General features: G+C 55.5%; 12 protein-coding genes. 7 read left to right on the top strand and 5 right to left on the bottom strand.

What is annotated here, in order from left to right:
* Positions 1 to 53: 53 nt before the first annotated feature.
* Positions 54 to 1,142, top strand: coding sequence for an oxidoreductase (locus tag CKQ53_RS15650; RefSeq protein WP_094118176.1), 1,089 nt, complete (start codon positions 54 to 56; stop codon positions 1,140 to 1,142).
* Positions 1,143 to 1,180: 38 nt separating this feature from the next.
* Here the strand turns inward: CKQ53_RS15650 and CKQ53_RS15645 are convergent, their stop codons facing one another.
* The 4 genes from CKQ53_RS15645 to CKQ53_RS15630 all read right to left on the bottom strand — a co-directional run bounded on the left by CKQ53_RS15645 (position 1,181) and on the right by CKQ53_RS15630 (position 4,532).
* The gene (locus tag CKQ53_RS15645) at positions 1,181 to 1,393 is read right to left on the bottom strand and encodes a KTSC domain-containing protein (protein WP_085652309.1); all 213 of its coding nucleotides are present in this window, start codon (positions 1,391 to 1,393) and stop codon (positions 1,181 to 1,183) included.
* A 204-nt stretch (positions 1,394 to 1,597) separates the two neighbouring features.
* A complete protein-coding gene (fghA, locus tag CKQ53_RS15640) occupies positions 1,598 to 2,440 on the bottom strand; it encodes an S-formylglutathione hydrolase (RefSeq protein ID WP_085652279.1) in 843 nt (280 codons plus the stop codon).
* A gap of 16 nt (positions 2,441 to 2,456) precedes the next feature.
* Positions 2,457 to 3,578, bottom strand: a complete 1,122-nt coding sequence (locus CKQ53_RS15635) for an S-(hydroxymethyl)glutathione dehydrogenase/class III alcohol dehydrogenase (protein ID WP_085652280.1) — start codon at positions 3,576 to 3,578, stop codon at positions 2,457 to 2,459.
* Positions 3,579 to 3,668: 90 nt separating this feature from the next.
* Complete coding sequence (locus CKQ53_RS15630; RefSeq protein ID WP_085652281.1) at positions 3,669 to 4,532, bottom strand: LysR family transcriptional regulator; 864 nt, start codon at positions 4,530 to 4,532, stop codon at positions 3,669 to 3,671.
* Between the two features lie 214 nt (positions 4,533 to 4,746).
* On the opposite strand from CKQ53_RS15630, the gene CKQ53_RS15625 reads away from it, so the two are divergent.
* The 6 genes from CKQ53_RS15625 to yeiB all read left to right on the top strand — a co-directional run bounded on the left by CKQ53_RS15625 (position 4,747) and on the right by yeiB (position 13,102).
* Positions 4,747 to 5,865, top strand: coding sequence for an alkene reductase (locus CKQ53_RS15625; RefSeq protein ID WP_085652282.1), 1,119 nt, complete (start codon positions 4,747 to 4,749; stop codon positions 5,863 to 5,865).
* A 63-nt stretch (positions 5,866 to 5,928) separates the two neighbouring features.
* On the top strand, positions 5,929 to 6,267 hold the full coding sequence (locus CKQ53_RS15620; RefSeq protein ID WP_085652283.1) for an ArsR/SmtB family transcription factor: 339 nt from the start codon (positions 5,929 to 5,931) through the stop codon (positions 6,265 to 6,267).
* 685 nt (positions 6,268 to 6,952) lie between these two features.
* The gene (locus tag CKQ53_RS15615) at positions 6,953 to 8,641 is read left to right on the top strand and encodes a methyl-accepting chemotaxis protein (RefSeq protein WP_118895160.1); all 1,689 of its coding nucleotides are present in this window, start codon (positions 6,953 to 6,955) and stop codon (positions 8,639 to 8,641) included.
* 436 nt (positions 8,642 to 9,077) lie between these two features.
* Positions 9,078 to 10,748: a methyl-accepting chemotaxis protein gene (locus CKQ53_RS15610; RefSeq protein WP_085652284.1), complete on the top strand. Its 1,671-nt coding sequence runs from the start codon at positions 9,078 to 9,080 to the stop codon at positions 10,746 to 10,748.
* Between the two features lie 306 nt (positions 10,749 to 11,054).
* A complete protein-coding gene (gene folE / locus CKQ53_RS15605) occupies positions 11,055 to 11,720 on the top strand; it encodes a GTP cyclohydrolase I FolE (RefSeq protein ID WP_085652285.1) in 666 nt (221 codons plus the stop codon).
* Positions 11,721 to 11,923: 203 nt separating this feature from the next.
* Entirely contained in the window at positions 11,924 to 13,102 is a 1,179-nt protein-coding gene (yeiB, locus tag CKQ53_RS15600) for a DUF418 domain-containing protein YeiB (protein WP_085652286.1), read from the top strand.
* Positions 13,103 to 13,115: 13 nt separating this feature from the next.
* On the opposite strand, the gene sanA is transcribed toward yeiB, so the two are convergent.
* Complete coding sequence (sanA, locus tag CKQ53_RS15595) at positions 13,116 to 13,862, bottom strand: outer membrane permeability protein SanA (RefSeq protein ID WP_085652287.1); 747 nt, start codon at positions 13,860 to 13,862, stop codon at positions 13,116 to 13,118.
* Between the last annotated feature and the right edge of the window lie 49 nt (positions 13,863 to 13,911).

The raw sequence follows: 13,911 nt of genomic DNA, 5'->3' as shown, positions 1-13,911 counted from the left end.
CGCCCCAGCCGCAATAAAAAGCCAACATGTTGTCACGCAAGGAATTATCGATAATGAGTACATCACCTATCCGCGTCCAGGTTGGGCCGGCAAATTACTTTTCCTTTCCAGGGGCTATCGACAAACTGACCGATTTTTATCCTGCGCCGGTGCTCACACAGGCGCTATGGATCCACGGCGAGCGTGCGCTGAACGCCGTGAAACCTTATCTACCCGCTGAATTTTCGGCGGAAGGCGTGAAACAGGCGCTGTTTGCCGCCCACTGTAGCGAAAGCGAAGTTGAAAGACTGGTCGCTTTGGCGGGTGACGATCGTTCTGTCGTGATTGGCGTGGGCGGCGGGGCGGTGCTGGATACCGCCAAAGTGGTCGCGCGCCGTCTGGGCGTACCGCTCGTGGCGATCCCGACCATTGCCGCAACCTGCGCAGCGTGGACGCCGCTGTCCGTCTGGTATAACGATGAAGGGCAAGCCTTACGCTTCGAGATTTTCGAAGACGCGAACCATATGGTGTTGGTGGAGCCGCGCATCATCCTGTCCGCGCCGGTGGAGTATCTGCTGGCCGGGATCGGCGATACGCTCGCCAAGTGGTATGAAGCCGTGGTGCTGAGCCCTCGTCCTGAGACGCTGCCGCTGACCGTACGTCTGGGACTACAGACGGCGTTGGATATTCGCAATGTTCTGCTGCGACAAAGCGAAGCTGCGTTGAAGGCGGTTGAGTCGAGGACGATAAATCAGGATTTTCTGGACGTAGTCGAAGCGATTATCGCGGGCGGTGGTATGGTCGGCGGTCTGGGCGAGCGTTACACCCGCGTTGCGGCGGCACATGCGGTACATAACGGGTTGACGGTGTTGCCGCATACGGAGCGTTTTCTTCACGGCACCAAGGTGGCTTACGGCATTCTGGTTCAGTGCGCGCTGTTGGACGATACCGATGCGTTGCGGGAACTGAGCGCGGCATTCCGCCTCATGGGGCTGCCCACTACGCTGGCCGATCTGGCGATTGACATCAACGATTCGGCGGCGATGCAGGCCATCGTTGCCCGCACGCTCCAGCCGGGCGAGTCCATCCATTTTGTACCGGTGGAATTAGACGACGAACGCCTGCTGGCGGCCTTCCGTCGGGTCGAGTCCGTGAGCGAGTGAGCTTAGTGAAGCGCAGGGCGGGGTTCCGCCCTGAATGATCACTGCAATTTTTCGTAGGGAAATGAATTTTTGATAAAGCGGGAGTAATAGCTGCCCTTCGAGTTTGAGGCGAGCAGCTCTTCATAGATCATGCGCGCGACGCCTTGATACTGGTAAAGGCTTCCATTCAGGAATTCGATTTCGAGAATGCTGGTTTCAGCATCATAGCCGACGGCAAACAGATCGGCGGATGAAACACGCTTACGTTGCAAATTGGTCACTCCCTGTTGGCTGTGTAGCATTACCGCCTGAAACTGCGGACGTTCTGCAATGCTATGACTGTGTGTGTCTTATTTTTTCTACGGGACGGGCATGTCAGGCAGAGCGCTGAAATCCGGAAAGTCGGCCTGACGCCGCCAGACCTCAAAAAAGACAAGCTCTGCCTGTACCCATGCCGGTATTAAACCCTTCTCACCTTATTGCTGCAAGAATTTCCCGTGGAAACGCAGGTGATCTTCAATGAAACTGGCGATGAAAAAGTAGCTGTGATCATAGCCAGGCTGCATGCGCAGCGTCAGCGGCCACTCTCGCTGACGGGCAATGGCGTCCAGCGCGTGCGGCTGGAGTTGCTCCGGCAGGAACGGATCGTCCTCGCCCTGATCGATCAAGATCGGCAACGGATGGTCGCTGGCGGCCAGCAAATGACAGCTGTCGTAGTCCAGCCACCGCTGTTCGTCCTCGCCGAGATAGGCGCTGAACGCTTTGCGCCCCCAGGGCACCGCGCTGGGATTGACGATAGGGGCGAAAGCCGACGCTGAACGATACCGTCCCGGGTGACGCAGCGCGAGCATTAGCGCGCCGTGGCCGCCCATCGAATGACCGCTGATGGACTGACGGTCGCTGACGTTCACATGCTGCTGAATCAGCTGCGGCAATTCATCGCTGATATAGTCGAACATCCGATAGTGCGGCTGCCACGGCGTTTCGGTCGCATTCACGTAGAACCCCGCGCCTTGACCTAAATCGTACCCGCTGTCATCGGCGACGGTTTCGCCACGGGGGCTGGTATCTGGGATCACCAGCGCCAGACCCAACTCGGCCGCAACGCGCTGCGCCCCGGCTTTGACCGCGAAGTTTTCATCGGTGCACGTCAGCCCGGACAGCCAGTACAGAACCGGGGGCGGCGTTTGCTCCGCCGTTGGCGGCAGATAAAGGCTAAATGTCATGTCGCACTGCAACACGGCAGAGGTATGACGATAGCGCTGTTGCCAACCGCCGAAGAGGCGGTGTTGCTCCAGAAGTTCCAGTGGCGCAGTCATGTCGGGCGACCTCCGCTTAGTTAAAGTGAATCACGGTACGGATAGACTTACCTTCGTGCATCAGATCGAACGCGTCGTTGATGTCTTCCAGTTTCATGGTATGCGTGATGAAGTCGTTCAGCGGGAATTCGCCATTCAGGTAGCGCTGAACGATGTCCGGCAGCTGGCTGCGGCCTTTCACGCCGCCAAAGGCTGAACCCCGCCATACGCGACCGGTCACTAACTGGAACGGACGGGTGGAAATCTCTTCGCCCGCGCCGGCGACGCCGATGATGACCGACTCGCCCCAGCCTTTATGACAGCACTCCAGCGCCGAACGCATGACGTTTACGTTGCCGATACACTCGAAGGAGAAATCGACGCCGCCGTCAGTCATCTCGACGATCACATCCTGAATTGGCTTGTCGTACTCTTTCGGGTTCACCAGATCCGTCGCGCCCAGTTTACGCGCCAGTTCAAACTTGCTGGTGTTGATGTCGATGCCGATAATGCGTCCCGCTCCGGCCATTTTGGCGCCGATGATGGCAGAAAGGCCGATACCACCTAAGCCGAATACCGCTACCGTGTCGCCCGGCTGCACTTTTGCCGTATTGGTGACGGCGCCCATGCCGGTGGTGACGCCGCAGCCGAGCAGGCAGACTTCTTCCAGCGGAGCTTCAGGGCTGATTTTCGCCAGCGAAATTTCGGGAACCACGGTGTGCTCGGCGAAGGTCGACGTGCCCATATAGTGGAAAATCGGCTGGCCGTCTTTCGAGAATCGCGTGGTGCCGTCCGGCATCAGGCCTTTGCCCTGTGTCGCGCGGATCGCCTGACACAGGTTGGTTTTGCCTGAGCGGCAGAATTTACATTCGCCGCATTCCGGCGTGTAGAGCGGAATGACGTGATCGCCGACGGCGACGCTGGTGACGCCTTCGCCAATGGCTTCGACGATACCGGCGCCTTCATGACCGAGGATCGCAGGGAATACGCCTTCCGGATCTTTACCGGACAAGGTGTAGGCGTCGGTGTGGCAGACGCCGCTGGCGATGATACGCACCAGCACTTCTCCTTTCTGCGGCGGCATCAAATCGACTTCTTCAATGGACAGAGGCTGGTTGGGACCCCAGGCGACGGCGGCACGGGTTTTAATGGTTTGCATGGTGAATTCCTGTATCAATGACTCGCGATGAGGTCGCGGGTTCGTTATGGGTCACGAAGAGGTCGTCCAGCGACCTCGCGAAACGGCTTATTATGAGAATCGTTCAATCATCAGTTTTTTCAAGGCCTCGACGTTGGGACCGAATGCATCCCGACGCCAGACCAGTTCGACGGAGATGTCGGCGACCGTGTCAGGCAGCGGATGGATCTGAACCTGGTTGCCGCCGGGCAGCGCGGCCAGTACAGACTGAGGCAAAAAGGCCGCGCCCGTTCCCCCGGCGACGCTGGCCAGCAGCGTGGTGAGCGAGTTCACCGTGATCCACGGCCCCGACAACGTACTCTGCCCGCGGCTCCAGGCGCTGAGGCGAGAGCGGTAATCGCTGGCATCGGCGGCTTGCAGTATGACCGCACCCGCTAAATCTTTTGCCTGGTGCACTTTAGGGTGCTGGTGCGACGTAATGAGAACCAGGCGATCGCTAACGATCCGACAGTGGTGCAGCGCATCGTTATCGATGGGACAGCTGACCAGCGCAGCGGCCAGCGCGCCGTGACTGACTTCGTCTACTAACTGCGCGCCGTCGGCACATTTCAACGTGATCGCCACCTGCGGAAATCGGTGATGAAATTGCGCCAGGAGTTCGGGCAGCAGCAGGAGGGCCGCGGACTCTTCAGCGCCCAGTAAAAACTGTCCGCCGGGCGTGCCGCTGTGGCTCATCGTTAACGCTTCATCGCTCAACGCGAGAATTTTACGGGCATATCCCAGAAAATTGTGTCCGGCTGGCGACAGTCGTAGACGCTGTTTTTCACGGATGAACAGATCGGTGCCAAGTTCTAACTCCAATTGACGTAATCGTGTCGTCAAATTGGAAGGAACGCGTTGTAGCTGCTCGGCGGCGCGAGCCATGGAGCCGCTATCGGCCACCAGACAAAACATGCGGAGTTGGGTTAGGTCCATCTTCTCTATTCGTGAATAACTATGGCGGTTTGATTTTTAGAGAGTGAATACTATAGATTGATTTACAGGGTTGCAACGCTTCTTAACTATTTCGGATACATTGCCTAAATTCGAGGCGAGAGGCAACGGTAGTGAGCAGGATGTCATATCATTACATTTAAATCTATAAATGTGTTAGGGTGGCGAACTTCTTTCACTGATATTGGAAAAAATGATGTCTGAACACTCACTGTTTACCCCTCTGACCCTCGGTGATTTTACGCTGCGCAACCGCATTGCCCTGCCGCCGTTGACTCGTTCTCGCAGCTCACAGCCCGGTGATATCCCCAACGATCTGATGGCGACGTACTATCGCCAACGCGCCACCGCCGGTTTTATGGTGACGGAAGGCAGCCAGATTGAGCCACAGGGGCAGGGCTATGCCTGGACGCCGGGAATTTACAATGCGGAACAGGTCGCAGGCTGGCGCAAAGTGACTGACGCGGTGCATGAAGAGGGCGGCGTGATTTTTTGCCAGCTATGGCATGTCGGTCGCGTTTCCCATACCTCGCTGCAGCCGGACGACGCGGCGCCGGTCGCGCCGTCTGCGCTGCGTGCTGAAAGCGTCAAAGTCTTTATCGAAACCGGGCCGGGAACCGGCACGCTGGCCGATCCCAGCATGCCTCGCGCGCTGTCGACGGACGAAGTGAAAGCGCTGGTGCAGCAGTATCGCAAGGCGGCGGAAAATGCGCGTGACGCAGGCTTCGACGGCGTTGAACTGCATGCCGCTAACGGCTATCTGATCAATCAGTTCATTTCTCACCATACCAACCAGCGTACCGACGAGTACGGCGGTTCGCTGACAAATCGTCTGCGCTTCCTAAAAGAAGTCACCGAAGCCGTGATCGACGTTTTTGGCGCATCGCGGGTTGGCGTTCGTTTCGCGCCGCTGTTTGAAACGACCGACGAAGAGCGCGTCTATCTGGGGCTGGTGGAAAACGATCCGCACCATACCTACGTCTCTGCGGCCGCCCTGTTGCAGTCGATGGGGATCGCCTACCTGTCGATTGCGGAAGCCGACTGGGAGAACAATCCCGAGCTGCCGGAAACATTCCGTCAGGCGCTGCGTGAGACCTTCTCCGGCGTGATTATGTACGCAGGGAAATATACCCAGCAGAAAGCGGAACGCATCTTGGCGCAGGGATACGGCGATCTGTTCGGGTTCGGCCGTACCTTCATTGCTAATCCGGATTTACCGCATCGTATTCGCCATGGTCTGGCGTTAAATGCCGTTGACGCAGGCACGCTGTATGGCGGAACGGATAAAGGTTATATTGACTATCCGTCAAGCTAAGAGTAATTAAGCGGGCGGCATCCAATGAGGTGCCGCTGACTACGATAACAAGGTGAATGATTTATGGGCTTAAACGAGGCGCTCAAAGCTTTTTCTCATCCTACGCGCAGAGCCATCTTGGTCTGGTTGAAGGATCCTGACACCGCATTCGCCGATGACACGCAACTTTATGACTATCAGCGATACGGCGTGTGCGCGAGTCTGATTCAGAAAAAAGCAGGCTTATCTCAGCCAGCCACCTCTTTATGCCTGAAAAGCCTGCAGGAGCTCGGCGTGGTCGATGCCACCAAAGTGGGTATTTGGACCTACTACAAGCGCAATGAAAACCAGATTTCCGCCATCATGACCGCGTTGATCGATGATTTGGGCGTGAGCGTCGCAGACGACGAGCCTACGCGTTAACTCTCTTCGTTCCCATGCTCATGCTTTATTCTCGCGATTATAGGACACGGTCTTTATTTTGATGACCGTAGGTGAATGATTAAGTCAATGCGGCGGGTTTCAGCTTGCCGTGACTTAATTAATCAGGCGGGAAAAAATAATCATTTTAATTCGGTTTTGCGCAGAAAGTTAATCCCCAGAGAAGGAATACGAATATCGGTAACGAGAGTGATTACCTTTTCCTATTTCAAAAACAGTTCAACACGTAGATTCATCACTCCAGCAATGACGGCAAAGCATAAAATAAAATAACACTCAAAAAACGAATGGAAATTAACCCTTTTAATTCAATGAATAAAAATATTTATTTTTTCACTAAGGAATAAAAACAGTATTTAACTCGCCCCTTAAGCATCAGCAGCTCTGCAATTGCCGCGCGCTGTCATTCGTTTCCTCAGTTTTCACAATACTATCAAAAATAATAACTAACCTAATCGCGTCTCCGATATATACTAGGCCGCGACATTTGTTACTTGCGTGTTTCATTTATTGAAAAAATGGAACATCCGGCGCGATCTCGTCTGCGAGCGACAACATACAGCACTTGTTATTTCCTTTAATAAAAGAACGATTTTACAGATTTAACAGCCCATGTTGTTTATCAGCACGGGCATGAAATCGTTAGTAAAACATACGGAGTTTATTTATGAGTTTTCTGAAGAATGTCACCATCAGGACTATGATGTTAATCATACTTGGCATATTCCTCCTCCTTTGGGTCGGCGTATCTTTATTTACCGTTTCCGAATTCAATAAAATGGGGTCGCTGCTTGACGTCAATCAGTCGCAGAAAAAAAGTTATCTATTACTGGTGAAAGGGGGCGATCAATATTTTCGCGCCGTGACGCGGATGCTGAGAAGCGCCGACTATGTGCAGCTCGGTGATACGGCTACGGCGAAAACCATGCTGGACTCAGCCAACGTCGCAATTAAAAATACCAAAGACGCGCTGGAACAGTTTCGCCATAACGACTCGCTTGAGATTGACCCCGCGTTAATCACTAATACGACGTCTACCTGGTCTTCGCTGATCGAGTCGGGCATCGAGCCCATGTTCGCCGCGCTGCAAGCCGGTCGCATTGACGACTTTCGTCAGATTTACCACGTGACGTATCCGTCCCTCAGCGTGAACTTTGCTGCCAATTCAGACCAGTATGCCGAGGCGCTGCAGGCCAACCGAGCCATCGACGACGTTCACGCGATGACTTCATTGAACAAACGCCTACTGATTGTGACGATGATACTAGGTGTGATCATTCTGATTATCAGCGACCGTTATCTGGTCAACTATCTGGTTAAACCGATTAATCAGCTGAAGTCGCACCTTGAACGTCTTAGCGAAGGCCAGCTGAGCTTTGACTTGAAAGCGTTTGGCCGCAACTGCGCCGGGCAGCTGTTCCCGCACGTGACTTTCTTGCAAAACAGCCTGCGCACGACGGTGAGCACTATCCGCGACAGCGCGTTCTCCATCCATCAGGGCTCCAGCGAGATTCGCCTGGGCAACAACGATCTGTCCGCGCGTACCGAACAGCAGGCCGCCGCGTTGCAGGAAACGGCGGCGAGCATGGAAGAGCTGAGTTCGACGGTGAAAATGAATGCTGAAAATGTTCATCAGGCCAGCAAACTGGCACACGAAGCGTCTATCGTCGCGCGTAAGGGCGGCGAAATTACGGATGAGGTCGTGGGTACGATGGACGACATCACGACCAGCTCTCGCAAAATCGCGGACATCACCAGCGTCATCAACGGCATCGCGTTCCAGACCAATATTCTGGCGCTGAATGCGGCGGTTGAAGCGGCCAGAGCCGGTGAACAAGGGCGTGGTTTCGCCGTGGTGGCGGGTGAAGTCCGCAATCTGGCGCAGCGCAGCGCGCAGGCGGCGAAAGAGATTGAAGGTCTGATCGCCGAATCCGTGTCGCGCGTCAATATCGGTTCCAGTCAGGTGAAAAAAGCCGGCGAAGCGATGGGCACGATCATTACTTCTATTACCCACGTCAACGACCTGATTGGCGAAATCGCCTCGGCCTCCGATGAGCAGAGCCGCGGTATCGAGCAGGTGGGTAGCGCGGTGACGCAAATGGACGGTGTCACTCAGCAGAACGCTGCGTTGGTGCAGGAAGCCTCTGCCGCCGCGGGCTCTCTGGAAGAACAGGCGCGTCATCTGACTGATGCCGTCGCTGTCTTCAAGCTGGAGAGCGAAGCGCGTCCGGCTTCCGGTCACCCCCAAAACGGTCTGGAGCTGAAACGCCCAGCGCTGAGCCAAAAACCGGCACGGGTCGCAGCACCTGCCGCCAGCAAGATGCAAAGCAGTAATGACAACTGGGAACAGTTTTAATATCCATCGTTTATGACTCCCACTAGCGCACCGGTTTCACCGGTGCGTTTCTTATTTTCCCTCCTCATTCAATTCTCGCGATATAACCCTGGCCGCCAGGATCCAGAGCGCCAACAAATAGTCGTTTTTCGCTTGCGCTGGCGCTGGTCTCATTTCTCTTTAGATAAAAACGTGGCTCTGAATACCCCTTTTTATATCCGTGCCTATACTTAGGGCATTAAAACCCGATAGGTGTTCAGGATGGCGGCTTTATCGCCGTTCACGCTTTGCTACATTCCTATGGCGGGGTTTTAAATCAGACAGTTAGGAAGCGCAGCAGGGTACGGCTCGACGCGACTGAACAGGGTTAATCATCGCTGCACATTCGTTCATCGAAAAGAAAGAATATTGTTCGCGTCAGGGCGCGGACCTATTAAAGACTCTCATGGGGTGGGATATGCATTTTCTGAAAAACATCAGCATACATGCGATGGTATTAGTCATTGTAGGCACACTGATCGTGATATGGGGTATCGCGTCGGGCTACAGTATTTATTCTCTGAATCAGGCGACGAATTTACTGACGCAGGGCGAAGCGCAGAAAAAAAATTACTCCTATTTGATTTACGGCAATGACCAGTATTTCCGCGCCGTGATCCGTCTCGAACGGGCGATGGATTATATGCAGGAGAACGATCAGGTTAACGCCAAGAAAACGATGGATATGGCGCAGGCCGCCATCCAGAATACGAAAACGGCGCTGGAAAGCTTCAAAAATTCCGAACATATCGGTATTGAGCCGACCACCGCGAACGGCGTGTATACCACCTGGGAAAAGGTGATCACGGATGCGGTAGACCCCATGAATGCCGCGTTGCAGCGTAATGATCTCCAGAGTTTCCGCACGCTGTTCCGCCAGGTTTTCCCGCCGATGGCATGGACGTTTGGCGATGAACTTAAAAAATACAGCGATGAGATGTCGGCGTCCAAAATCATCCCTTCTATTAATGAGCACAACGCCCGCAACCGCGATACGATCATCATCGTGCTGCTTGCCGGTATCGTGGTGTTGATCTTTACCGAATATTATCTGCGTAACTATCTGGTTAAACCGATCGCGGTCATTAAATCGCATCTGGCGCAGCTCACGGCGGGCCGTCTGGGTTGCGAACTGGTTGAGTTCGGCCGCAACTGCGCCGGTCGATTGATTCCGGACATCAAACTATTGCAATCGCGACTGCGCGATACGGTCACGGCCATTCGCGACACCACCCGGTCCATCGATCACGGCACGTCGGAGATCAGAGTGGGCAGCGACGACCTGTCCCGACGGACAGAGCAACAGGCTGCGGCGTTGCAGGAAACGGCCGCCAGCATGGAACAGCTGAGTTCGACCGTCAAACACAATGCGGACAATGTGCATCAGGCGCGTCTATTGGCGCAGGATGCGGCGGGCGTGGCCAAGAAAGGGGGCGAAATCAGCAGTAACGTGGCCAAGACGATGGCAAAAATTACCGCCAGCTCCAGCAAGATTTCTGACATTACCAACGTGATTAACGGCATTGCGTTCCAGACCAATATTCTGGCGCTGAACGCGGCGGTGGAAGCCGCGCGCGGCGGCGAGCAGGGACGGGGATTCGCCGTGGTGGCGAGTGAGGTTCGCAGCCTTGCGCAGCGCAGCGCCCAGGCGGCGAAGGAGATCGCTGAACTGATCGCCGAATCGGAAGTTAATGTGCAGGTGGGTGATAAACAGGTTCAGCAGTCTGCCGAGGCGATGGAAACTATCATCAACGCAATCGCGCACGTCAGCGACTTGATTAGTGAAATTAATGCCGCCACGGACGAGCAAACTCAGGGCATTACGCAGGTCGGGCAGGCCGTACACGAACTGGACGGCGTGACCCAGCAGAATGCCGCGTTGGTACAAGAGTCGTCGGCCGCCGTCGCGCAGTTGGATCAGCAGTCGCATGATCTGGCGAAGGTGGTGGACCTCTTCCAGTTGGAGGATGACAACTGTCCGATTTCCACAACGCGTATCCCGGCGGTGAAACCAAAACCGATGCCCGCCGTGAAACTACTGCCCGCCACGCGGGCGAATAACAATAATGACGGCTGGGAGAAATTCTAAACGTCTTGCCTCTCGGTTATCCGGCGATGCAAACCGCGTCGGATAACCGTCATCCCCCCTAATGGCGGTCGCCATCATTCATAACTTGCAGCGATTTCATCAATCATGACATACAATCACTGGATAATCGCCGAACTCTCCATTAGGCTGTGTCCCTCATTAAAAGGCGCTGATTCGCGCCTGGTGCATCCGTCAGTGGCACTGTATTGATTCCCTGTTTGCCGTCATCAATTCCACGGCCTGTTGCGGGCAACGCCTGAAGACGGTATGGCGCCGCATATAAGTTACACCTGCTGGAGAACGATAATGTCATCACCTTTGACCCAAGAAGCTGCCCTGGTCCATGAGGCGCTGCTGGCGCGCGGTCTGGAAACGCCGTTACGCGGGGAAATGCTCGATCGAGAGACCCGAAAAAGCCGCATTGCGGAGCACATGACGGAAATCATGAATCTGCTGAGCCTGGACCTCACGGACGACAGCCTGACGGAAACGCCGCACCGCATCGCTAAAATGTATGTCGATGAGATTTTCTCCGGCCTGGACTACACCAATTTCCCTAAAATCACCATCATTCAAAACAAAATGAAGGTGGATGAAATGGTGACGGTGCGCGACATCACTCTGACCAGTACCTGCGAGCATCACTTCGTGACCATCGACGGCAAGGCCACCGTGGCTTATATCCCCAAGGATGGCGTCATCGGGCTGTCGAAGATCAACCGTATCGTGCAATTTTTCTCTCAGCGTCCGCAGGTGCAGGAGCGCCTGACCCAGCAAATTCTGGTCGCGCTGCAAACGCTGCTGGGTACGAATAACGTCGCCGTTTCCATCGATGCGGTTCACTACTGCGTGAAAGCGCGCGGTATTCGCGATGCCACCAGCGCCACGACGACCACGTCGCTGGGCGGTCTGTTCAAGTCCAGCCAGAATACGCGTCAGGAGTTCCTGCGCGCGGTACGTCACCACAACTAAGGGTACGCACGATAAAATTCACCGGCGTCGGTTTCATCCACGACGCCGGTTTTTTTATGCCCGCCACGGTCGTTTTCTCCTGTGGTTTGCGCTATCTCATTGCCCGGAGAGGTAAAACCGTAGGTTTTTACGCGCTCAGTCATTACAATTTACAGACCGAACCATCCCCGTATTTACTTAGACTGCGAGCTACCCTTACGCCTATGGTCACTCCACCCCGAGTACAACCCCGCATCGCCACGTTGGATTTTGTCCGCGGCGTGGCGTTGCTTGGCATCCTGCTGATGAACGTGTCCGCCTTTGGTTTACCCGAGGCCGCCTACCTTAATCCCGCTTATAACGGCCTGCCGTCACTCCGTGATGCCTGGACCTGGGCGGTCATGGATATTCTGGTGCAGGGAAAATTTCTGACCATGTTCGCCTTGCTGTTTGGCGCGAGTTTGCAGCTGTTGCAGCCAAGAGGGCGGAGCTGGATTCACGCTCGCCTGTTCTGGCTGATGATCTTCGGCCTGATTCACAGCCTGTTCTTCTGGGATGGCGACATCCTGCTGGATTACGGGCTAATTGGTCTGGTGTGTTGCGGCATGTTGCGCATGGCCGAGAGTCCCAGACTGTTACTGCGCGCGGGTACGATCATGTATCTGGCGGGGGTCGCTATATTGGTGGTGCTGAGCCAGCTGCTGAGCCAAACCGGCGGCCGCTTTTGGCAGCCTGGCCCGGCCGATCTGGCCTATGAGGCGCACTGGCTGGTGACCGGCGGACCGGAGGCCTGGAGCCATCGGCTGTCGATGCTGAGCCAAAGTCTGTTATCGATGGGCGTACAGTACGGCTGGCTGCTCTGCGGGGCGATGCTGCTCGGCGGCGCGCTGATGCGCAGCGGGTGGCTCAAAGGAGAATTCAGCCTGAGTCACTATCGCCGAATTGCATGGGTGCTGCTGATCCCCGCATTGCTCATCAACGGTGTGGGCGTCGTGGCGCAGTGGCAGCTGAACTGGGAGTATCGCTGGTGCGGTCTGCTGTTGCAGATCCCCGGTGAACTGAGTGCGCCGTTGCAGGCGATCGGGTATCTGGCGCTGTGCTATGGCTACTGGCCGACACTGCGACGCTGGCGCCTGACGAAATGGATTAGCGATATCGGTCGGATGGCGTTAAGCAGCTATCTGCTACAAACACTCATGTGTACCACGCTGTTTTACCAGTTGGGCTGGTTCATGAAGCTGGACCGTCTGGCATTGTTAGCCTTGGTGCCGCCGATGTGGATCGTCAATCTGCTGTTCGCGCACTACTGGCTGCGGGTTTTCCGGCAGGGGCCGATGGAGTGGCTATGGCGTCGCCTGACGCGATTCGTCGCGGGCAAACCCGATGTCGTTATCAGCAAGTAACGCCGGTTTCGATTTAAGGCCGGAACGCGTCGGCTGATTTCTTGCCGGGCGTGTCCGTTGTGTCGTCCGGCAGATACTCGGGCGGCACGGCTGGATAGCCGGGCTCATCGGCGGAAATCGTATGCGGCGCGGGAATAGGGATCATCGGACCGAGAAACCGCGGCTCGCGCTTCAGCACATACAGATCGAACAGGGTGCCCAGACGGGCGCCGAACTCCCGAATCCGCACCATCCAGATATCCTTCGGCGACGGCACCGCATAACACTGCGCCTGAATTCCGAGATGTAGCGCAATAAACAGCGCACGTTCACAGTGGAAGCGCTGGGTGATGATGGTGAAGTCGTTGGTGTCGAACACTTTGCGGGTGCGAACAATCGAGTCGAGCGTGCGGAACCCCGCATAGTCGAGCACGATATCCATCGGCGGAACGCCTGCGGAAATAAGGTCGCGGCGCATCGTCATCGGTTCGTTATAGCTTTGCTGAGCGTTGTCGCCGCTGAGTAGCAGATAGCTCACTTTCCCGCTGTTATAAGCGTTCAGCGCGCCCTGAATACGAAACAGATAATATTGGTTCACGCCACCGGCGCGGTAGTATTTTGCCGTGCCCAGCACGACGCCGACGGGGCGGGCGGGAAGGTCTTTGAGATCGTCGAAAATATAGGGGGCGGTGCGCCAGCTGATACAGCGGTCAAGCAGAAATGCGCCTCCTGCCAGCACGAGGATGCTGGTGAAAAGACCAAATGTCAGGCGTTTCCACATGCGTCTGCCTTACTCAGCACGAATCAAATCATCCGGCAAGGCTACTTTA

The sequence above is a fragment of the Lonsdalea britannica genome, from assembly GCF_003515985.1.
GTDB lineage: Bacteria > Pseudomonadota > Gammaproteobacteria > Enterobacterales > Enterobacteriaceae > Lonsdalea > Lonsdalea britannica.
The sequence above is the reverse complement of the archived record's forward strand: the minus strand, read 5'-3'. Positions and strand labels throughout refer to the sequence as shown.

Coding starts and splice junctions, on each gene's coding strand:
- CKQ53_RS15650 (WP_094118176.1), top strand. CDS start 54: ATGAGTACATCACCTATCCGCGTCCAGGTTGGGCCGGCAAATTACTTT.
- fghA (WP_085652279.1), bottom strand. CDS start 2,440: ATGACTGCGCCACTGGAACTTCTGGAGCAACACCGCCTCTTCGGCGGT.
- CKQ53_RS15635 (WP_085652280.1), bottom strand. CDS start 3,578: ATGCAAACCATTAAAACCCGTGCCGCCGTCGCCTGGGGTCCCAACCAG.
- CKQ53_RS15630 (WP_085652281.1), bottom strand. CDS start 4,532: ATGGACCTAACCCAACTCCGCATGTTTTGTCTGGTGGCCGATAGCGGC.
- CKQ53_RS15625 (WP_085652282.1), top strand. CDS start 4,747: ATGTCTGAACACTCACTGTTTACCCCTCTGACCCTCGGTGATTTTACG.
- CKQ53_RS15620 (WP_085652283.1), top strand. CDS start 5,929: ATGGGCTTAAACGAGGCGCTCAAAGCTTTTTCTCATCCTACGCGCAGA.
- CKQ53_RS15615 (WP_118895160.1), top strand. CDS start 6,953: ATGAGTTTTCTGAAGAATGTCACCATCAGGACTATGATGTTAATCATA.
- CKQ53_RS15610 (WP_085652284.1), top strand. CDS start 9,078: ATGCATTTTCTGAAAAACATCAGCATACATGCGATGGTATTAGTCATT.
- folE (WP_085652285.1), top strand. CDS start 11,055: ATGTCATCACCTTTGACCCAAGAAGCTGCCCTGGTCCATGAGGCGCTG.
- yeiB (WP_085652286.1), top strand. CDS start 11,924: ATGGTCACTCCACCCCGAGTACAACCCCGCATCGCCACGTTGGATTTT.
- sanA (WP_085652287.1), bottom strand. CDS start 13,862: ATGTGGAAACGCCTGACATTTGGTCTTTTCACCAGCATCCTCGTGCTG.